General features: G+C 55.9%; 18 protein-coding genes. 2 read left to right on the top strand and 16 right to left on the bottom strand.

Features of this window, described 5'->3' with window-relative positions:
* Positions 1 to 238 precede the first annotated feature (238 nt).
* Positions 239 to 1,903, top strand: coding sequence for a Na+/H+ antiporter NhaC family protein (locus J9789_RS08415; RefSeq protein WP_209344425.1), 1,665 nt, complete (start codon positions 239 to 241; stop codon positions 1,901 to 1,903).
* Positions 1,904 to 1,965: 62 nt separating this feature from the next.
* Here J9789_RS08415 and J9789_RS08410 read toward each other — a convergent pair whose 3' ends face one another.
* The 14 genes from J9789_RS08410 to J9789_RS08345 all read right to left on the bottom strand — a co-directional run bounded on the left by J9789_RS08410 (position 1,966) and on the right by J9789_RS08345 (position 16,088).
* Positions 1,966 to 3,465, bottom strand: a complete 1,500-nt coding sequence (locus J9789_RS08410) for a sodium:solute symporter family protein (RefSeq protein ID WP_209344423.1) — start codon at positions 3,463 to 3,465, stop codon at positions 1,966 to 1,968.
* Between the two features lie 11 nt (positions 3,466 to 3,476).
* Positions 3,477 to 4,235 (bottom strand): CoA-transferase, encoded by a 759-nt coding sequence (locus tag J9789_RS08405; protein ID WP_209344421.1) that lies wholly within the window; start codon positions 4,233 to 4,235, stop codon positions 3,477 to 3,479.
* A gap of 15 nt (positions 4,236 to 4,250) precedes the next feature.
* On the bottom strand, positions 4,251 to 5,216 hold the full coding sequence (locus J9789_RS08400; RefSeq protein WP_245185151.1) for a CoA-transferase: 966 nt from the start codon (positions 5,214 to 5,216) through the stop codon (positions 4,251 to 4,253).
* Between the two features lie 61 nt (positions 5,217 to 5,277).
* Entirely contained in the window at positions 5,278 to 6,645 is a 1,368-nt protein-coding gene (locus J9789_RS08395; protein ID WP_209344419.1) for an aldehyde dehydrogenase family protein, read from the bottom strand.
* A 27-nt stretch (positions 6,646 to 6,672) separates the two neighbouring features.
* Positions 6,673 to 8,667: an FAD-dependent oxidoreductase gene (locus J9789_RS08390; RefSeq protein ID WP_209344417.1), complete on the bottom strand. Its 1,995-nt coding sequence runs from the start codon at positions 8,665 to 8,667 to the stop codon at positions 6,673 to 6,675.
* 1 nt (position 8,668) lies between these two features.
* Positions 8,669 to 9,460 (bottom strand): aldolase/citrate lyase family protein, encoded by a 792-nt coding sequence (locus tag J9789_RS08385; RefSeq protein ID WP_209344415.1) that lies wholly within the window; start codon positions 9,458 to 9,460, stop codon positions 8,669 to 8,671.
* On the bottom strand, positions 9,447 to 9,668 hold the full coding sequence (locus J9789_RS08380; protein ID WP_209344413.1) for a tautomerase family protein: 222 nt from the start codon (positions 9,666 to 9,668) through the stop codon (positions 9,447 to 9,449). The genes J9789_RS08385 and J9789_RS08380 overlap by 14 nt, the downstream gene beginning before the upstream one ends.
* Positions 9,669 to 10,055 carry a hypothetical protein gene (locus tag J9789_RS08375; RefSeq protein ID WP_209344411.1) on the bottom strand — a complete coding sequence of 129 codons (387 nt, stop codon included), beginning with the start codon at positions 10,053 to 10,055 and terminating at the stop codon, positions 9,669 to 9,671.
* A gap of 25 nt (positions 10,056 to 10,080) precedes the next feature.
* Positions 10,081 to 11,238 carry a hypothetical protein gene (locus J9789_RS08370; RefSeq protein ID WP_209344409.1) on the bottom strand — a complete coding sequence of 386 codons (1,158 nt, stop codon included), beginning with the start codon at positions 11,236 to 11,238 and terminating at the stop codon, positions 10,081 to 10,083.
* Positions 11,239 to 11,254: 16 nt separating this feature from the next.
* Positions 11,255 to 12,085 carry a fumarylacetoacetate hydrolase family protein gene (locus J9789_RS08365; RefSeq protein WP_209344407.1) on the bottom strand — a complete coding sequence of 277 codons (831 nt, stop codon included), beginning with the start codon at positions 12,083 to 12,085 and terminating at the stop codon, positions 11,255 to 11,257.
* A 24-nt stretch (positions 12,086 to 12,109) separates the two neighbouring features.
* Entirely contained in the window at positions 12,110 to 12,898 is a 789-nt protein-coding gene (locus tag J9789_RS08360) for a fumarylacetoacetate hydrolase family protein (protein ID WP_209344405.1), read from the bottom strand.
* A 33-nt stretch (positions 12,899 to 12,931) separates the two neighbouring features.
* Positions 12,932 to 14,419 carry a tripartite tricarboxylate transporter permease gene (locus tag J9789_RS08355; protein ID WP_245185150.1) on the bottom strand — a complete coding sequence of 496 codons (1,488 nt, stop codon included), beginning with the start codon at positions 14,417 to 14,419 and terminating at the stop codon, positions 12,932 to 12,934.
* 15 nt (positions 14,420 to 14,434) lie between these two features.
* On the bottom strand, positions 14,435 to 14,941 hold the full coding sequence (locus J9789_RS08350) for a tripartite tricarboxylate transporter TctB family protein (RefSeq protein ID WP_209344403.1): 507 nt from the start codon (positions 14,939 to 14,941) through the stop codon (positions 14,435 to 14,437).
* 94 nt (positions 14,942 to 15,035) lie between these two features.
* Complete coding sequence (locus tag J9789_RS08345) at positions 15,036 to 16,088, bottom strand: tripartite tricarboxylate transporter substrate binding protein (protein WP_209344401.1); 1,053 nt, start codon at positions 16,086 to 16,088, stop codon at positions 15,036 to 15,038.
* Between the two features lie 391 nt (positions 16,089 to 16,479).
* On the opposite strand from J9789_RS08345, the gene J9789_RS08340 reads away from it, so the two are divergent.
* Positions 16,480 to 17,340 (top strand): AraC family transcriptional regulator, encoded by an 861-nt coding sequence (locus J9789_RS08340; protein WP_209344399.1) that lies wholly within the window; start codon positions 16,480 to 16,482, stop codon positions 17,338 to 17,340.
* A 112-nt stretch (positions 17,341 to 17,452) separates the two neighbouring features.
* Here the strand turns inward: J9789_RS08340 and J9789_RS08335 are convergent, their stop codons facing one another.
* Positions 17,453 to 18,589 carry a DHHW family protein gene (locus J9789_RS08335; protein ID WP_209344397.1) on the bottom strand — a complete coding sequence of 379 codons (1,137 nt, stop codon included), beginning with the start codon at positions 18,587 to 18,589 and terminating at the stop codon, positions 17,453 to 17,455.
* Positions 18,590 to 18,604: 15 nt separating this feature from the next.
* Positions 18,605 to 20,005: an MBOAT family protein gene (locus tag J9789_RS08330; protein ID WP_209344395.1), complete on the bottom strand. Its 1,401-nt coding sequence runs from the start codon at positions 20,003 to 20,005 to the stop codon at positions 18,605 to 18,607.
* Positions 20,006 to 20,008 lie beyond the last annotated feature (3 nt).

Here is a 20,008-nt window from a genome sequence, read left to right as displayed (position 1 = left end):
CTTTTTATGTGCAAAGTGGTTAGACGTGACAAAAGCCCAGAAAAAATCAAATTATTGAAAAAATTGACAAAATGAATCGGATATTTTGCTAAAAAATTAACAATTTTTCTGTGCGACCCTACAAAAATATGCAAAATAGCAAAAAAACGTTGTAAAGATAACGGCAATTTTGTATGATACCTCTCGAGTCCTTGGGTTGGGGAGCTTTAGGATTCACCATCTCAATAGGAGGGCTAATATGAATTCACCGCGCAGCAAACGTTTTGGCAAGATCCTTTTGGTTCTGTTTACGCTGGCTTGCCTGCTGGCAACGGTAGCTTTTGCCGAAGGAGATGTGGAGCACTCCAGCAAGCTCTGGGGTACCGCATTCTCACTGCTCCCGCCCGTCGTGGCAATCATTCTTGCACTGATTACCAAAGAAGTGTATTCGTCTCTGTTCCTTGGCATCCTGGTCGGCTGCATGCTGAACACCAACGGCAATGTGATTGGTGCGTTCCAGGACTTCGTGTCCCGGCTGACCAGCAACGCCGGCGGTAACATGGGCATCCTGATGTTCCTGGTCATCCTGGGCACCATGGTGGCTCTGATGATCCGTGCCGGCGGCTCCAAGGCCTATGGCGACTGGGCTGTGTCCCATATCAAGACCAAGTCCGGTGCTCTGTGGTCCACCTTCATCCTGGCCATCGTGCTGGGCGTGGACGACTACTTCAACAACCTGACCACCGGTAACGTGATGCGTCCTGTCACCGACGGCCATCACATCTCCCGCGCCAAGCTGTCCTACATGTGCGACGCTACCGCCGCTCCCGTTTGTATCATGATGCCCGTGTCCTCCTGGGCCGCGGCCGTCACCGGTATCATCGGCAACGACGAGCTGGGCTTCCAGATCTTCCTGAAGGCCATTCCGTACAACTACTACGCCATCCTGACTCTGGTCTTCATCATCGTGATGACCTGCCTGAACATCGACTACGGTCCCATGAAGAAGCATGAGGACAACGCTGCCAAGGGCGATCTGTACACCACTCCTGAGCGGCCCTTCGCCGGTGTGGAGGAGATGAAGTTCAATCCCAACGGCAAGGTCATCGATCTGGTGATCCCTGTCATCGTCCTGGTTGCCTGCTGCGTGGGCGCCATGGTGCTGGTGGGCTATCAGAACGGCGGTACCGACCTCATCACCGCTTTCGCCAACACCTCCGCTTTTGACGCGCTGCCTCTGGGCTCTCTGGTGGCTCTGATCTTCACCATGATCTTCTTCACCGTGCGCCGCGCCATGAAGTTCACCGAACTGATGGACTGCCTGCCTGAGGGCTTCAAGCAGATGGTGCCCGCCATCCTGATCCTGTGCCTGGCCTGGACCATCGGCGACGTGACCAAGACCCTGGGCGCCCCCGAATTCGTGGCCGGTATCGTGTCCGGCTTCGGTGAGAGCCTGCACAACTTCCTGCCCGCCGTGGTGTTTGTCATCGCCGCGTTCCTGGGCTTCGCCACCGGTACCTCCTGGGGTACCTTCACCATCCTGCTGCCCATCGTCATCCCGGTGTTCTCCGGCGGCGTGGCGGCGGCCGACCTGACCGCTGACCTGATCAACGGCAACCAGATGCTGATGATCGCCATCGCGGCCACCCTGGGCGGCGCGGTTATGGGCGACCACTGCTCTCCCATCTCCGACACCACCATCATGGCCTCCTCCGGCGCTCAGTGCTACCACCTGAACCATGTGGCTACCCAGCTGCCCTATGCCATCACCGTGGGTGTGGTTTGCTTCGCCAACTACATTCTGGCGGCATTCCTCCAGAACATGGTGCTCAACCTGGTCATTGCTGCGGTTTCCATGGTCGTGGTCCTGCTCATCATCGGCAAGGTCAACCACTCCATGAACATTCACTCTCAGCGCGATTAAGCTAGGTGAAGTAGGTTAAAATAAAAAGTCCAGCCCCTAGAAGGGGCTGGACTTTTTCCCTTTTATGAGGCCATTTTCTTTGGGGAAAGCCCACCGGCTAAAGCAGCGGCCAAGGCTACGGCCATTCCCACAAAAAGCGGATCGATGGGACAGCTTAGGATCTGAGCTGCCAGCACACCTATTGGGCCTCCAACGACACAGAACATGGCATAACGTGGTGGGATCTTTCCGGGGCAAAACAGCGCACAGGTAAGCGGAATGAATACCACTGCGCCTCGTAGTCCCATGGACAAGAAGCCAAAGTCGTTGATGGTGGCGGAAGGAACTACGCAGGTAATGCAGGCAGAAACCGCCAGGACGATTACAATAGTGATCCGTGTGGCAGTCAGTGCAATCCCCGCCTGTTCAAAGCGGGCGGAGAGCTTTTTATAGATGTCATTGACCATGATCGTGGCTACGCCCAATGACAGACCTGCGCCGCCGCCAACTACTGTAATCAGAAGGGTACCTAGAACGATACCGGCAAACAATACCGGCAGATAAGTGACCACAAAGGTGGGAAAGACTTGGATGGTGGATTCCAGAATTTTAATTCCCTCCGGGAGAGAACCGCCTGCGGCCAGGATAGCTTCTGCTTCCGCCTGGGTGACGCACTGGCCCCGCATAAACATACCAATGGCTATGCCGGCAATTCCGATGGGGGGGATGAGAAATGCGGAGAGCAGGGCGCCCCGCCGGGCGGTGCGATCACTTTTTCCTGACCAGATGGCCTGTGCATAGGTCTGAGTGGACAATACGCCCAGCATCAGGGAGAGTCCGGAGCCCAAATCCTTGGCCGTACCTCGGGCGACCAGGCTGCCGTATCGGGCTGCGATATCTTCTGTGTTGGAGATTCCCTGGACCGCGCCTAACAAGGTGCCGTCCAGAGCCTGATTCAGCTGTCCCAGCAGACCGGATATACCGCCTGCTGTGGCCAGGACGACAACCAGACCTGTAATACAGGAAACATACAGCAGTACCAGCTTCACAATGCCGCCCATACCGGCTCCCCATGCACCGCCAAATACCACATAGACGATCATGAGCAGTACGGATACAAGCGCCGCAACAGGCAGAGAAATCGGAAAAATCACGGTAATCAGGCCGGTACAGGCCACTACCTGGGCCAGAACTGAAATAAAGATACCAATGGAACTGAGAACGGAACCTACATATTCTACGCCGCGGCCGTATTCCTGTTCCAGAATGCCCATGAGAGTGGTTTTCCCGCTGCGGCGCAGAGGAGCGGCGTATCCGATAGCCAGAATAAGACAGCCGATGCCAGAGCCCAGCGTAAACCACCAAGCAGCGATGCCAAACTGAAAGGCAAGCTGTGCGGTCCCGATACTGGCCTGGCTGGAGACCAGTGCACCCATAATGGTTCCGCAGATCATCCATGCGCCGGATTTGCCGCCGCCGGTAGCAAAATCAGAGGCTGATTTTACCCTTCGGCCCGAGAGAATGCCAACACCTACAATAAGAAGCAGGACAAGCAGCACACCTAAGTAATTCAAAAGACTCATGGCGCTGCCCCCTATACCATAATGCGCGCAGGATCCACCTTTGTCAGCAGGATCTCCAGCACCTCCTCCTCAGGGGGTTCCGATTCCACCGCACGAGACATATCCATGTCAAAACCGGTGCGTTCTCGAATGGTATCCAAACTGACGCCAGGAAAGTACTCTGCCAGATACATCCGCTTGTCTTCTCCAAAGCGCATGACGCCCAGCTCGGTAATGACCGCACGGGGACCTTTCTGGTTAAGACCACGCTTGGCTCTGCCTTCGGGGCCGTCGATCCAGCCGGGACTGGTGATATAGTCCACGTGCTCCACAAAACGGCGGGGTTCATGCTTCATGATAATAACGGTGTCACAATAGGTGGCAATGCCGTTGGCTCCGCCGGAGCCGGAAAAGCGGGTGGTGGGATGGAAGTAGTCGCCGATGGAGGTGGAATTCAGATTGCCGTAGGGATCGATCTGTGCACCGCCCAGAAAACCGGCATCAATGGCACCGGTGCGGCCGGCCAACGCCTGAAAACCGAAATAACGGTACTGAGGCCAGAGTACGGAGGCTTGATAATTGATCCGCAGATCGGAAACGCTGGTCGGGACCTCCTGCGGATTGCCTTCAAACAGGGCTGTCTCAAAGATCAGGTGAGCGTTGGGCGCGTGGGTGTTTTTGGCCAGTGTGCCGCCAATCAGAGGCAGCCCGGTACCAATGATATAGGTCTTTCCGTCTTCGATCTGGCGAGAAAGAGCCACTGCCATCATTTGCTTGGCTGTGTATTCCATATCTGAATCCTCCTTTCAGCGCCGCTTGAGTCCGGCGTGATATCCGTAGCCCGGATTGACACACAGCCCTAATAGATGATCTGCACCGATCTTGTCCAGATAGTCCCCATGCGTAGGACAGCTGTCTACATACTCCTGAATAAAGGCGTCGAAGTCCTCCTGGGTACGGCTGACCTTGTCATAGTGGATATAGAACTGGCTGTCGTAGTCGTAGCAGCCGAAGCACTGAGAGGGATGGGCGCCGTAAGCGGCCGGTACTACCGCATCTACGCACAGACCGGTCAGAGTGTTGCGTTCAGGGTGCTGCCGCATTTCTTCGTTGGAGCAGAGGCGCTCACAGGATACGATGGTGTGCTTGGCGGCCATAGCGATGTCCAGGTCCTGAAACTGTGCCCCCTCAATGCGGCAGGTACCGTCCGGACTGGCCTCCTGTACATGGATGCAGGCTACATCGATCTGAGGTGTGGGGACGCAGCAGAGCTGGCTGCCGGGATGGAAGGGGTCGTCTATGACCACAAACTTTTTGGGCGGCAGCTTGGGGTAGGCGGCTCGAACCTCCTCTGAAATGCCCCATAACTCCGTCAGATCAGAGCCCAGCATATTCTTGACGGGGACAAAACTCAGTCCAAGGGCTGCGCCATGGTAGGCAATGGTATGTACGTCCAAAGAGTAGTCATCATATAGGATCTTACCCTGTTCCACGGCTTCGCGGAACCGCCGGCAGACCATGGTGTAACCGGAGTTTGCGATATAGGAGATCATCATAATTTCCACGCATCCGGCGCCAATCAGCATGTCCATGTCTCCGCCGGATGGACCGCCCTCCAGATAAAGCCGCTTCTTGCGCTGACGAATGATTTCGCGTACCAGCGCATAGGGCCTGCGGTTGGTGACAAAACCGCCCAGGGCAAGGCAGTCACCGTCTTTTACAAATCGCGTTACCGCCTCTTGGGCGGTCATTACTTTTGTCTGCTCGCTCAAGGAAGTGCCTCCTTTTAACTGTGCGGGCCGTCCCGGTCAGGGACGGCCCGCAATTTCTGATTCATTCCGCCCAGATCTCTTCGTCGGTGGGAACCGGATTGTTCGGCATCTGATAGGCGATGCGGCTGATATTTACCAGGTGATGCCACCAGAGGTTTTCGCTGATGCTGTTATTGCCCCAGGTACCGCATCCCAGAGTGGCGGTGGGATTCAAACCACAGTCAAAGCCACCGCCCAGACCGCTGGAGCCGACCAGATTGACGCCGATGCGGGAAACGGGAAGCCGAAGCGCTGCATATTCCACGTGGGCCTTATTGTGCGAGTGAAGAATGGTGCTGTGTCCGGCGCCCTCATTTTTCAGATTCTTGACGGCAAGGTCCACCGCGCCCTCCCAGGAGGTATAGGCACAGATGCCCAGTACCGGGCAGAGCTTTTCACGGCTGAGATCTTCGTCTGCACCGCCTTCGGTGAGGCGGACCAGCAGGAAGGTGGCATCCTCGGGTACGGTCAGGCCGGCCATGGATGCAATCTCCTGGGGACTGGCTCCAACTACGGCCTTGTTGATGCTGCCATCGTGGAACATGGCCGCACGCAGAGCGGCGATGTCCTCATCCCGGCCGATATAAGCGCCGCCCTGAGCCACCAGCAGACGCACCATTTCGTCAAACCGATCGGCGGGGATATGTACACACTGTTCACAGGTACAGAGCACGCCGTTATCATAGGTGCGGCTTTTGGCAATCTTTGCGGCAGCCTCCTCCAGGTCCACATCGGTATCCACCAGGGACTGCACGTTGCCGGCGCCAACGCCGAAAGCAGGTTTGCCGCTGGAATAAGCGGCCTTGACCATACCGGGACCGCCTGTGGAGACGCAGGCGTCACACAACTGCATGATCAGACCAGAGGCTTCCATGGTGGGTTCGGGCACGATCTGGATCAGATCCTCCGGATATCCCAGTTCCTTCAGCGCCTGGCGCATCAGCTCCACTGTTTTAACGCCGGTCTGCTTGGCTCTGGGGTGCGGGCAGACGATAATGGCGTTGCCGCCCTTCAGAGCGATCATCGCATTGTGGTTGGGAGTCATCGTGGGGTTTGTAGTGGGAGCCACACACCCGATCACACCGATGGGCTTTGCCACCTCCACAACGCCGATATCATCCAAATAGCGAAGGATGCCCCGGGATTTTACTCCTTTGAGCTTATACCACACAATCTTGGCTTTGGCTTTGTTCTTGACGATCTTGTCCTCATACCGGCCCATCCGGGTCTCGTCCACTGCCATTCGGGCCAGCATCTCGCCGTTGTCGTAGATGATCTTTCCAATGGCACGTACGGCCCGGTCTACCTGCTCCTGGGAGTAGGTCTCAAATTCCTGCTGGGCGGCCCGGGCGCGATCCACCAGGCCCTGAATATATGCTCTCGTTTCCATGACTGAAGTCGCTTCCCTTCCTGTTGGCTAAATGCCCAGGGCCACCTCATAGGCGTCCCAGATGGCATACATGATGTTGGAGACGTGCCGGGCGTCGCCCAGCAGATAGACTTCCTTTCCTTGGCGCAGCAACGGTTCCCATAGCTGATTTTCCGAGCGATAGCCCACGCTGAGAATGACGGTGCCGGCCGGGAGGTGAATACTTTGCTCGCCCTGCCGGATGATCAGACCGGTCTGATCCACCGACTGAGCAGTACTTTGCGTATATACCGCAACTGCATGATAGCGGATCAGATCCAGCAGCATCTGGGAATTGGCGTGACAGAGAGGTCCATTTTGCCCTAAAAGCTTGGGCAGACTTTCTACAATAGATACCTGTTCGCCCTGCTGGGCCAGCATCAGGGCGGTCTCACAGCCTACCAGTCCGCCGCCGATGATCACATAGGGACCAGTAGAGTTTACCCGCTCTTCCAGAATGTCGGCGGCAGGATAAACTGGGATTCCGTCTCCCAGCGGGAAGGTCTTGGCGGTAGAACCAGTGGCAATGAGATAGACATCGAAGTGCTCCGGGATGGATTCCGGAGTGATCTTGCAGTTCAAATGAACAGGGACAGCCAGGTCGTCCAGCTGTTTCCGATACCAGGCCAAGAGCTGACGCTCATCCTCCTTGAAGGAGGGCGCGCTGGCAGGAATCAGATTTCCGCCCAGATGGTCGGAGGCCTCAAAGAGTTCCGGCTTATGCCCCCGTAGGGCCAGTACCCGAGCGGCCTCGCAGCCCGCCACGCCGCCGCCGATCACTGCGACACGTTTTGAGGTGAGGGCGGGGGTCAACGCCATCTCCCGTTCCCGGGCAGCGGCGGGGTTAACCGCACAGCTGATGTGCAGATACTTTTTGAGACGCCCGATACAGCCCTCCTGGCAGGAAATGCAGGGGCGAATATCCTCCAAATGACCCTGATAGAACTTGGACACCCAGTGCGGATCGGCCAGCAGCGGTCTGGCCATGGCGATCATGTCGGTGGAGCCGCTGGTCAGAGCCTGCAGAGCCAGGTCGGGATCGTCCAGCCGGCCGGCGGTGAGCACAGGAATGGATACCTGTTCTTTCAGCTCGCGATTAAAAGGCAGGTACATACCTTTTTCAAAATACATGGGCGGGTGATTCCAGTACCACGCATCATAGCAGCCCACATCAGCGTCCAGAGCGTCATAGCCGGCCTGCTCCAGCATGCGGGCAATTTGCAGACCTTCGGGAGTGTCACGCCCGGCCTCATGGAAGGATTCGCCGGGCAGAGCACCTTGGTTGAAGCCTTTCATAAAGCTTTTGGTGCTGTATCTCATGATGACGGGGAAATCCCGTCCGCAGATTTTTTTGATCTCCTCCAGAATCTCCACGGCAAAGCGGATCCGGTTCTCCAGGCTGCCGCCGTACTGATCGGTCCTGTGATTGCAGCATTCCAGAGCGAACTGATCCAGCAGATAGCCCTCGTGCATGGCGTGGATCTCCACACCGTCAAAGCCGGCATCCTTGGCGATGGAAGCGGCACGGCCCATGGCACGAACGATCTCCTGCACCTCCTGGGTGGAGATGGCCCGGCAGGTAATAGAGGGATCCCAGCAGTATGGAATGGGGGAAGGGGCTATGGGGAGTTGACCGGGAGGGATCCGGTTGGTTACCCGTCCGAAGCCGGCAGAGAGCTGGAGGAAGATCTTGGCGTCATAGGCGTGCACCCGCTCCGTTAGCTGTTTGGCAGTGCGCTTAAACAGCACAGGCTCCAGTGTCGGGCAGGGCATGGTGCCGCCGTTGTGGGGTTCTACCGTATTGTCCGCATAGCACATGCCGGCGATGATCAGACCGACGCCGCCCTTTGCACGCTCTGCGTAGAAATCGATGCCCCCCTGGGTAAAGGCTCCTTTGGCGTCCGCCAGACCGGCAGGACCCATGGGTGCCATGACAAATCGGTTTTTGATGGTGCATTCCCCAATACGAAGGGGGGAGAAGAGGGGAAGATAGCGTTGATCCATGTTATGCCTCCTTGCTGTCTGTCTCTGAACTGGGCGTACGCAGCACGTGCACCAGGTTCCGGCAAGTACCAGCAAAGGTCTGTATGTCGGTGCCGACAATGATAAACTGGATTCCCAGTTGGGCGTAGAAGCGGGCCTCAGCGGGATCTTTGGTAAAGATACCGGCTGCCTTTCCATGACGGTGGACAGCCTCCAGGACAGCGGCCACGGTGTCCTGGATTGCCTCATAGGAGACCTGTCCCGGGGCACCCATGGTGGAAGACAGATCATAGGGACCGATGAAGATCACATCAATACCGTCAATAGAAGCGATCTCGTCCAGATGAGGCAGGCAAGCCACGTCTTCGCACTGCACGGCTATCAGGTTTCGGTGGTTGGCCAGACCAAAATAGTCGGTCAGTCGGGTGAATCCATAGTCAGAGGCCCGGGCGCTGGCTACGCCCCGTTCTCCCTCCGGGAAATATCGGGCCGCTTTCACTACCTGGCGGGCCTCCTCCGGAGTGTTTACCCGAGGAACCAGAATACCGTGAGCGCCGATGTCCAGCATTTTCAAAATCGTATCGCTCTGCTTGTTGGGAACCCGTACGATGGGGACAGCACCGCGGAGCTCTGCAGCCTGGATCAGGGGCAGGTTTTCCAGAACACCAGTGGGGCCATGCTCACTGTCGATGACGATCATGTCCAGCCCGGACAGGGCTGCAATCTCTGCCAGAATAGGATCTCCGGTATTAAGGAACATACCGAAGACTGTCTCACCGCGAGCCAGCCGTTCCTTCAGATCATTCTGCTTCATGGCCTTCACCGTTGAATTCCGGCATATCCCGTGCCAGCACACCGCCTGCCATATACCGGCCTTTGGGGAGTTCATCGATGGTGACACGGACCTGGTTGGGCTGGGCATCAAAATTGCGCATCAACACCTGAGAAATATCCTGAAGCGTAGCTTCGATTTGCTCCGGTTTCTTTCCAGCCGGGAGCTGCACTGTACACATAATGGGCATCTATTTCACCTTCTTGGAAAAGTCTTTGGGCTTGCCGCCAATGCAGAAGTGGTGGCCTTCCTCGTTGTCCAGAACATAGCCGCGGATGCGGTCCTTGGGGCAGTGCAGATTTTCACTGAGGATGCGGGCAATCTGTTCCATAAATGCATCCTTGGCACCTGCACTGCGGCCGGGACCGATTCGGAACAATACGGTGGGCGTCAGCGGTTCGGTGGGGAGACCGCCCTGATAGATGCGAGCGGGGTCTGCTTCCAGAATGGTAACCCGAATCATACGTTCCAGCGTGTTCTCCAGAATGTCTGCGCCGGCGGTGGTGATTTGGCGCATGGAAGTTTCCAGAGCCGCATCATCGCAGCCTCTGGGCAGATAAATGGTAACAAAGGGCATAGTTGTTTCCTCCTATGCAATAGCTTTAATAGTCGGTTTGAATGGTATTAAACATAATTTTGCCCTTGAGAATGGTGGCTCTGGGGATGATGTTGGTCTGTCCCTCATAGTGCTCACCAAAGGCATCGGTAAACATATGGGGGCCTTCCTGCAGTTCCAGCAGAGTGAGATTGGCCGGGATGCCGCGGCGTACGCCTACCTCTACACCCTTCATATAGGATGCGGGGACACTGGTAGTGCGGAGAAGTACGTCCTCAAAGCTCATGCCCAACGCCATGCACTCACCCATGTGTACGGTGAGCCGGCTGGTCTGGGGATCATTGCTCAGGGCGGTAAGGTCATCGGTGATGACGTCGGGGAAGAAACCTTCGTCGAAGGCGGCTCTGGCAACCTCGCTGCTCCAGTTCCGGGAGCCGCGGGCGGAGTCAAAGATAACGCCTCTGGCCTTTGCCTCCCAGGCCTCCTTATAGACCTTGCCGTTCTGATCCAGAATGTTTCCCTTATTGTAGGTGTGGGTAAAGTTGTCGCCGGGGTGGAAATAGTCGATCAGCTCAGGAAGGGGAACATCGGGGTTGGCCACATGGACAAACATCCGGCATCCCACAGTGTCGCATACCTGCCGGGCCTTTTTCATGACTGCGTGGGTCAGCTCCGCGCCGGGGGAGTCATTGTGGCCGATAAACACCTTGATGCCAACCAGAACGTCGCCGTGGACCTCAAAGAGCTCCTGGATCTTGTCCAGATTGACCTCCTGGTCCAGAAGAGCGTAGCGGGGAATCTCACCCTGTGTTTCTGCCATGTTGGACAGGCCCAGGCAGGCATTGATGACGCAGGGAGCCTCATCAATGAGGTGGCGTTCCCGGTGGAAGGAGGCGGAGGTTTGGCTGCCCATGTCAATGCAGGCGGTGATGCCTCGTTTCCAGAGCTCATCAACGGGATAGGTGAAGCGGAGGCCAGGCAGTACATGTGCATGGCCATCCACCAGGCCAGGGACCACATACAGGCCGGTGGCGTCGATGACCTTGTGTCCGCAGATCTTGCCGGGAAGGGTTCCCGGTTCAAAGACGTCGGCGATCCGGGAGGCGTAGATGCCTATATCCATTTTCTTGTGGATTCCCTGGACCGGATCTACCACGGTTCCGTTTTTAATCAGCAGGTCATAGCAATGAACAATAAATGCCATGGATGTTCTTCCTTTCTCAGTCCCGGATGGTTAACTCAACATAGCCCAGTCCGCCGAAGTCGGCCCGAAGGTGATCGCCAACTTTGACCGGGGTGGAGGGAGTAATGGCGCCGGAGAGGATGATATCGCCGGCCCGCAGGCCCAGCCCTTCCTGAGCAAGAGCCCTGGCCAGCGCGGCCACGGCACGGGCAGGATGCCCCATGACCGATGCACCGGCGCCAAAAGCGGTGAAGGACCCATTTACCTGCAGGCTCATGCCAATGGCGGTCAGATCCAGCTCGTTGGGATGCCGCCTTCCTACGCCAAGCTTGAAGCGGGCGGAGGAGGTGTTGTCCACAATGGCATCATACCGGCTGCCGATCTTAAAATCATGGAAGCGGCTGTCGATGATCTCAAAGGCGGGTGCCACCCAGGCGGTGGCATTCATAATGTCCGGTGCGGTGATATACGCACCCTGTATGTCTTGGCCCATGATAAAAGCCAATTCGGGCTCTACTTTGGGGTGAAGCACCTGACTGTAGGACAGATCTTCTTCCGGAGCCAGAGCCATGTAATCCATCAGACGACCGTACACCACCTTTGTGGTTTGTACCGCCAGGCCGCCTTTGGCATAGATAGTACTGGCCAGCTGTTTCTGCTTAGCCAAGCTGGTACCGCCCAGCTTGTATCCCACCAGGCGGTGGCCCATCTCTTCCATGCGGGCCAGGCGCATGGCCTGGCCCTGATAGGCCTCTTCCTCGGTCAGCTCGGGGTAGGTGTTGCAGAATGGGTCAATAGAGTGAAGCTGATATTCTCCGTCCAGAGAGCTTTCTACCAGCTTGCACAGGATCTCTTTGGATAATGCCATATCCTTAATCACGTCCTTTATTGCTTACGAAAAGCTGCAGCTTACTTCCCCAAAGGGACCAAATGTACAGCGAAGATAATCACCGGCGCTGACAGGCACCGAGGATACTGCGGAACCGGACAGGATCAGCTCACCTTTCCGCAGAGGATTTCCCAACTGGGTAAAGCGCTGTGCCAGCCAAGCGACGGAGTGGGCGGGGTCGTCATATACCGCGGCTCCGCTGGAGACCTCCACCTGCTGGTGATTTACCTCGAAGACATAGGGGACCAGAGGCAGGTCAACTTGATCCGGTTTGATGGGGATGTCACCCAGTACATAGGCGCCAAAGGCCGCGTTGTCTGCAATGCTGTCCTGGACCAGGCGCTGTACCTTATCCCGGTAAATGCGGAAGTCCACTACCTCGATGCAGGCCACCACATATTCTGTGGCTTGGATTACCTGATTGCGGGTAATCTCCAGACCTTCCAGATCATCCTTCAGAAGAAAGGCCAACTCGCACTCAATGCGTGGAGCCAGGAATTGGGAGGTAGGAAGCACCACGCCGTTGGGATAGCAACGCTGGTGGAAAATAAAACCGTAATCCGGCTCGTAGATGTTGGCCGAACGGCGCATGGCATTGCTGGTAAGACCTACTTTTTTCCCGGAGATGGTCCAGCCATCCCTCACCAGTTCACGTACCATAACATCCTGGATAGCGTAGGCCTCGTCGTAGGTGATATCGGGATAGGTTACACTGGGTTGATCGATTTGCTGATGGGTCCGGCTGCTCTCTGCCAGCCGAAGGCCGAATGCTTCTATTTCTTTTCGATTCACGGCTGTGACCGCCTTTCCATCTTAAATACAGAATTACGCTGCCTTCTGCTTGTCCCGCTTTTTCTGGTACAGCGCGAAGCCTACGGAAACGATGCTGAGGACAAAGAACAGCAGAGCAATGGGTCTGGTAAAGAACACGGAAAGGTCGCCGGAGTAAACAGCCATGGTACGCACCAGGTTCTTTTCGGCCAGGTCACCCAGCACGATACCAATCAGCATGGGGGTGGTGGGGAAGCCAAACTTGGGCATAATATAGCCAATCAGACCAAAGATAATGGCAATCAGGATATCGGTCATGTTGTTGCTGCAGGAGTATGCGCCTACCATACAGAAGGCCATGACCATGGGGAGCAGGATATAGTAGGGGATGCGGGTGATCTGAGAGAAGCCGCGGATGGCCAGACGGCCCATAAAGTACATGAGGATCTGGACGATAATGAAGCCCACCAGAACGATGTAGGTCATGTCCGCGTGCTTTGTAAACAGCTCGGTGCCGGGGGTGAGGCCCTGAATGGTAAGAGCGCCCATCAGAACGGCGGTGACCGAGTCGCCGGGAATGCCCAGGGTCAGCATGGGAATCAGGGTAGCACCGGTAACGGCGTTGTTGGCGGTCTCAGCTGCGCATAGACCTTCCTCAGAGCCGTTGCCAAATTCTTCGGGATGCTTGGAGCTTCGCTTGGCCTCGCCATAGGAGAGGAAAGCGGCGATGGCAGCACCGGTACCGGGGCAGACGCCTACGATAACGCCGATGATGGAGGACTTAAGCATCAGCCACTTAAACTTGAGCATGTCCATCCAGCCGTGGGCCTTCTGCATCTTGACCTGAGGCGGCTGGCTGAGACGAAGAATCTTCTTTTCCGCCTGACTAAAGAGTTCGCTGACAGCAAACAGACCAATGAGAGCAGGGACGAGGTCGACACCGCGGACCAGAATGTCTGAGCCAAACGTAAGGCGATATACGCCCTGCTGCGGATCAATGCCGATGGTGTTGACCAGAAGGCCAAGGACGGCCATAACGACACCTTTCAGAATGCTCTTGCCGCTGACGCTGGCGATAATGCTTAGGCCAAATACGGTGAGCATAAAGTAGTCGGGTGCGCCGAACTTAAGTGCCAGGTTGGCTAGCTGGGGAGCAAAGAACAGAAGGCAGATGCCGCTGAACAGGCCGCCGATTACGGAGCCGCGGAGAGCGATGCTCAGGGCGGTACTGGCCTTGCCCTTCAGGGTCATGGGGTAACCCTCCAGAACTGTGGCGGAGGCGGCAGCAGTACCTGGTGTCTTGATTAGGATAGCAGAGATAGAACCGGCAAAGGTTGCGCCGCAGTATACGCCAATGAGCATGAGCAGAGCGGCGGCGGGGTTCATACCGAAGGTTACGGGCAGAAGCAGGGTAATGCCGATGGTGGCATTCAGACCGGGCATTGCACCGAAGGAAAGGCCAACAGCCAGGCCTGCGATCATACCGATGATGGTGGAAAAGTCGAGCATATCCACCAGTGCGGTCCCGATGAGTTCAAGCATTTGTCGGGTCACCTCCTAAAACAGCACTTCGGGGAGACTGACATGAAGCAGCTCCACAAAGGAGAAGTAGAGAGCCAGGGTGAAGACAACGGGGAAAACGATAAGAACGATTCGGTTGCGGCAGCCAAGAAGGAAGGACATGACGCACATGACCACGATGGTGGAAATGATAAAGCCGATAATAGGCATAAAGATATACCAGGCCAGCAGGAGCAGGGCCACCAAAACCACACGCAAATAACTAAGCTGCTCCTTTTCGCCTTCTGCGTCGGATTCCTGGGCGGCTTGCGGTTTTGCGCGGTTGCGGATCCGTTCCACTGCGTCAAAAATCAGAACCAGGGCGCAGGCAATTATGACCGCGACGACGGAGAAAGTTGGGAAAAAGCGGGGGCTGATGGCGGACTTGGCTACCATGTTTTCGGCAATCTGGCTGGGGATGCAGAAGTAGAGGATGATCATGCCGATCAGCAAGATCCAGGTAACGATATTCTTCTTTAAATATTCTTTTACAGTACCGTTCATCACTTATCTCCTCTCTGGAAGATTTCAGTGCGGGGAGGAAAAGGACTGGGGCCGGGGCCTTATCTGCCCGGCCCCAGTCTGTAATTTATGAAAATCAGCTAATGAAGCCAAGGGTGTGGAGCAGCTCGTCGGCAACAGGGACGAGCTCTTCCAGTCCAGCCTGATAGGTGGCGGGATCGCGGTAATCGGGCTCCAGGCCGATGTTATCAATAGCTTCAATCACGGCCTCATCCTGCATGGCCTCATCCACGGCGGCCGCCAGGGTATTCACGATCTCCTCATCCATGCCGCCAGGGCCGTAGAAACCAGTGAGACCCTTGACCTGGCACTCATATCCCAACTCCACGGAATTGGGGCCATAGTATCCACCCTCGGTGATCCAGCTGGGGGTACTGTCGCCGAAGATCATGATGCAGCGAATGTTGCCGGCCTCCACGGCGGACTTGGCGCCATGGACCTGCAGGGTGGCGAAAGGAGCCTCGCCGGACATAAGGGCCACGATTTCTTCGGGATCGCCATCATAGGGGACGTTGGTCAGCTGCCAGGTATCGTCAGGATCGGCCTGGGCAGCCCACTCCTCCAGGCAGAGGTGCTGCATATTGCCGGTGCCGGAGCCTGCATAACTGACCACGCCGTTGTTTTCGTTGATATAGTCGATCAGATCATCAATGTCCTGGATGGGGGAATCGGCGGACACGTAGATGCCATGCAGAACGGTATAGCCGTTGCAGATGGGCTGCATATCCTCCAGGGTGTAGCTGGTTTCACCAAGCAGCGGAGTGATGCAAAGCGGGGTGCTGATGCTGAAGCCGATGGTATAGCCGTCCGGTTCTGCAGTAGCAACCTGGGTGGTACCGATGGTGGCCGAACCGCCGGGAACATTAACGACTTCCACAGGAACACCCAGGATCTGGGACATCTTATCTACCACAATGCGGGCGAACAAATCAGTACCGCCGCCGGCAGAGAAGGGCACGATCACCTGAATGGTGCTCTTGGGATAAGAACCGCTGGCGGTGCTGCCGCCGGAATTTGTCTGGCCACCGGGATCAGGACTGCTTCCACTCTTATCGCCATTGCCGCAGCCGGACAGTGCGAGTGCCAGAACCATTGATAATGTGAGTACCAGGGCGATCAGTTTCTTCATGATTCTTTCCTCCATTGTTACAGTTTTACACACTCTTTTTCTCACACTCTGTGTTTGCGTCCGGGCTCCGCGCGCAAGTCCGGAGCAGAAAGCACGTAGGTTTTGGGACAACTTAGTTGTACCAAGTTCCTATTTTAGAATCAATAGTTTTCCTTTCTTTGGGCAATTTCGCCAAACGCATGAGCAAGATTAAACAATTTTAACTGCATAGTATGTTATCTTTGCGGGTATATAAACTGAAATTTCTGCTGTTCTTTAAAAAATATTCATGTAGGACACAAAATTTCAAATAATTTTGGCAAAAATCAGAAATATGTCGACAAAATTCTTGCTTTTTTTTAAAAGAGGGGATAAACTCAAAAAAAGACCGGAAGAAGGAGGGTGTTTATTCTTGATTACCCAGACGTATATTGCCAGACATGTAGTTGCCCAGAACAGCTACCAGAGGACCCTCCATTTTCATGATATCAATGAAATTCTGTTCTCGTTGAACGATGGATGTACGTTTTTCTTAGGCGGGCAAGTTTATAATATTCGGCGGGGAGTGCTGATTTTGATTCCGGAAGGCGTGATCCATCGCAAGTTTAACCCAGATAACCAAGAAATTCTGGTGGATACTTACACGCTTCATTTTCCCCTTGCGTTGCTGGAGGCCTACTCCACCCCCCGGACCGATTTTGTGCGCATCTATGGGAATAGCGCTGCCTGCATCCAGATACCCGAGCATATGATCCAACATACCGTGGAACTTTTTGAGAAGTGCCTCCAGGAGTCCGATGGTACATTTGGAAGCGATGTTGCCCGGAACCAGCATTTCTTAAATATTTTGCTGGAAGTATACCCCTTTTTGGCAAAATCTATGGAAAACGAAAAGCCCCACTCTATTACTTCGCCGCTGATCTCGGATATGATCCGCTATATTAGCAGTCATCTTGCCTCTCATATCTCATTGGACCAGCTATCTGGTGAGTTTTTTGTCAGCAAATATAATTTGTGCAGGCAGTTTAAACAAGAGACGGGATTTACCATTATAGAGTACATTAACAGTTGCCGTATTCAAATGGCTTGTCGGATCCTGCGGGAGGAGAAGCAGTTGACAAACTTGGCTGTCCGCGTAGGATTTCCCAGCCAGTCCCACTTCATTCATATTTTCCGCAGATATACCGGTGTTACGCCCAGAGAATACCTGGAACGCTGTAAGCAATTTGCTGAAGTGCCTGTGCACAGCAATTTTTCGCCGCCTGGAGCATAGCATCTATAACGGGTTTTGAATCGATAGGCATGTTCTATTAGAAAAAAGAAAGGCCGGACACAAAAGTGTCCGGCCTATAAAAGGGGCGGCGCATATGCGCCGCCCCTTTTGCTTATCGGGTGATCCAGAACAGGTTGGAATCGGTGACGAAGTTGGGTACGCTGTAGAGGACCAGAGCCTGATCGATGTCGTTCTGCTGGATGTAGTCCGCCAGGGACAGCTTGTAGTACCGCAGGTCGACCAGGTGGATCTCGGAGAAGTGGGGGGTCAGGAAGGGCACCAGAGAGTCGGCGTAGGAGTCCCGGATGATGAGCAGCTTGGGCTTATCGGTGTTGGGAGTCTTGACCACGCCCAGGGACTGGTTGCCGCCCAGGAACATGGAGTACTTGTCCTTCACGGAGAGGAAGGAAGTGTCGTACAGGGCCCGGGGCTCTTCCACCGGGTTGCCGGCGCTGTCATAGGTGTAGCTGGTGACGGTGATGCCGGTGTCAGGCACGTAGGTGGTAATGGTGTCGGGGCTCACCCAGCGCACGCCGGAGGAGGAGAACACGGTGCCGTAGAACTCGGTGGAGCGGACGGTCTCGTTGTAGGCATCCAGGGGCACCGGAGTGTAGCCCAGGGCCTCGGCCAGAGCGGTGTAGCCGTAGTAGGCGCCCAGGCTGGTCCAGTGGTGGTCGGTGCGGTAGAAGATGTCCTCATCCTTGTGCTCCCACAGGCTGCTGTACAGGTCGGCCCAGGTGGCGCCGGGGACAGCGGCCTTGGCCTGGTCCAGCAGATCGGTCTGGCTGGCGTTGGGGGCGCCGGCGGGCAGCCGGTCGGCCCAGATGCAGGCCTGAGTGGGGATCAGGGAGAAGGTCACCGGAATATCCACATTTTCCACAAAGTTGTTCACATAATTCAGGTTCTCACTGACCTTGGTGGCGTCGGGCTGGTCGAACCGGGTGATGAGGGTGTCCTCATCGCAGAAGTAGACGTTGTTGTTCTCCTTCTTGCCCAGAGCCCGCTCCGTGGAGGATTTCAGGCCAATCCAGGCGTCCCGGCCCACGAACTGGTCGGTGGTGTAGGTCTCAAAGTCCTTCATGAACTCGCCGCTCAGAAGAGACTTGGCCGAGACGGTGGGCATCTGCTCCAGGTTGCGGTTCTCCATCTCGGAGAACTCCCGGTCAGGGGAGGCGGCATTGGCCACCAGGAACAGGCCGATGAAGGCACAGAACAGGGTGGTGATAAAGATACAATACTTTTTCGACATGGTCAGAACCTCCAATCAGAAGCGGAAGTAGAGAAACGGGTTGTAGGTGGCGTCCACCAGATAGGCGGTGGAGAAGATTAGACCGGCCAGCAGTACTACCGGCAGGATTACCTTGACCACCTTGGTGGGCAGCTTGGCCCACAGCTTGGCAGCCAACGGGGTGGCGGCCACGCAGCCGATGATAAGCATGGGGAGAAAAGAGGTGAAGTAATACCCTACGTTTTCATTGTACAGCCCGCCGCTGGCGCCGCCGAACATGGCAGCCAGGTAGGCACCCAGGTGGCCGAAGTCCTCCACGGCAAAGATGGCCCAGCTCACCAGCACCAGGAACAGGGTGTAGATGTGCTGAATGGCGGCGGGGAGCTTCTCCAGCAGCTTGCCCAGGAAGGCCTTCTCCAGAATCACCAACACGGCGAAGTAGAGGCCCCACACCAGGAAGTTCCAGCTGGCACCGTGCCAGATGCCGGTGGCGGCCCACACCACGAAGAGGTTGAAGAAGAGCCGGGGCTTGCTGACCCGGTTGCCGCCCATGGGAATATACAGGTACTCCCGGAACCAGGAGCCCAGGGAGATGTGCCACCGGCGCCAGAACTCGGTAACCGACTTGGAGATATAGGGATAGTTGAAGTTGCGCAGGAACTCGAAGCCCAACATCCGGCCCAGGCCCACGGCCATGTCGGAGTAGCCGGAGAAGTCAAAGTACAGCTGGAGGGAGAAGGCCAGCACGCCCAGCCAAGCACCGGACACCGTCAGCTGATCCACCGGCAGGGCCAGGTACACATCCCACAGCTTGCCGATGTTGTTGGCCAGCAGCACCTTCTTGGCCAGGCCCACCGTAAACACCTGCACGCCGGAAGCAAACTGCTCCGGGGAGTGGGTGCGGTAGGTCATCTGGTCGGCCAGCTCCTTGTACTTGATGATGGGGCCGGCAATGAGCTGGGGGAAGAGGGTGACAAAGGTACCGAAGTTGACGATGTTCTTCTGCACCTGGGCGTCTCCGCGGTACACGTCCACCGGGTAGGTCATGGTCTGGAAGGTGTAGAAGGAGATGCCGATGGGCAGGGTCAGGTTGAGCACCGGCATGTCGATGCCGAAGTACTGGAAGGTCTTAGCCACCAGATCCCAGTACTTGAAGAAGAACAGGATAGCCAGGTTGAGTACCAGCGCCACCGCAACGGCGATCCTGGCGCCTTTGTCGTTGTCCCGTTCCTTGCACCGGGCTACCACCAGACCCATGAAGTAGTCCAGCACGATGGTGAAGAGCATCAGGACGATATACCTGGGCTCACCCCAACCATAGAAAATCAGGTTGACCACCAGCAGCCAGAGATTGCGCCATTTCAGGGGGGTAATGTAGTAGACTAATAATACAATGGGTAGATATAGAAACAAGAAATACAAACTGGAAAAGACCAACTG

The sequence above is a fragment of the Flavonifractor sp. AGMB03687 genome (assembly GCF_017811815.1).
Taxonomy (GTDB): domain Bacteria; phylum Bacillota; class Clostridia; order Oscillospirales; family Oscillospiraceae; genus Flavonifractor.
Note: the sequence above shows the minus strand (reverse complement) of the source record. Positions and strands in the feature narration are given on the sequence as shown.

Coding starts and splice junctions, on each gene's coding strand:
- J9789_RS08415 (WP_209344425.1), top strand. CDS start 239: ATGAATTCACCGCGCAGCAAACGTTTTGGCAAGATCCTTTTGGTTCTG.
- J9789_RS08410 (WP_209344423.1), bottom strand. CDS start 3,465: ATGAGTCTTTTGAATTACTTAGGTGTGCTGCTTGTCCTGCTTCTTATT.
- J9789_RS08405 (WP_209344421.1), bottom strand. CDS start 4,235: ATGGAATACACAGCCAAGCAAATGATGGCAGTGGCTCTTTCTCGCCAG.
- J9789_RS08395 (WP_209344419.1), bottom strand. CDS start 6,645: ATGGAAACGAGAGCATATATTCAGGGCCTGGTGGATCGCGCCCGGGCC.
- J9789_RS08390 (WP_209344417.1), bottom strand. CDS start 8,667: ATGGATCAACGCTATCTTCCCCTCTTCTCCCCCCTTCGTATTGGGGAA.
- J9789_RS08385 (WP_209344415.1), bottom strand. CDS start 9,460: ATGAAGCAGAATGATCTGAAGGAACGGCTGGCTCGCGGTGAGACAGTC.
- J9789_RS08380 (WP_209344413.1), bottom strand. CDS start 9,668: ATGCCCATTATGTGTACAGTGCAGCTCCCGGCTGGAAAGAAACCGGAG.
- J9789_RS08375 (WP_209344411.1), bottom strand. CDS start 10,055: ATGCCCTTTGTTACCATTTATCTGCCCAGAGGCTGCGATGATGCGGCT.
- J9789_RS08370 (WP_209344409.1), bottom strand. CDS start 11,238: ATGGCATTTATTGTTCATTGCTATGACCTGCTGATTAAAAACGGAACC.
- J9789_RS08365 (WP_209344407.1), bottom strand. CDS start 12,085: ATGGCATTATCCAAAGAGATCCTGTGCAAGCTGGTAGAAAGCTCTCTG.
- J9789_RS08355 (WP_245185150.1), bottom strand. CDS start 14,419: ATGCTTGAACTCATCGGGACCGCACTGGTGGATATGCTCGACTTTTCC.
- J9789_RS08350 (WP_209344403.1), bottom strand. CDS start 14,941: ATGAACGGTACTGTAAAAGAATATTTAAAGAAGAATATCGTTACCTGG.
- J9789_RS08345 (WP_209344401.1), bottom strand. CDS start 16,088: ATGAAGAAACTGATCGCCCTGGTACTCACATTATCAATGGTTCTGGCA.
- J9789_RS08335 (WP_209344397.1), bottom strand. CDS start 18,589: ATGTCGAAAAAGTATTGTATCTTTATCACCACCCTGTTCTGTGCCTTC.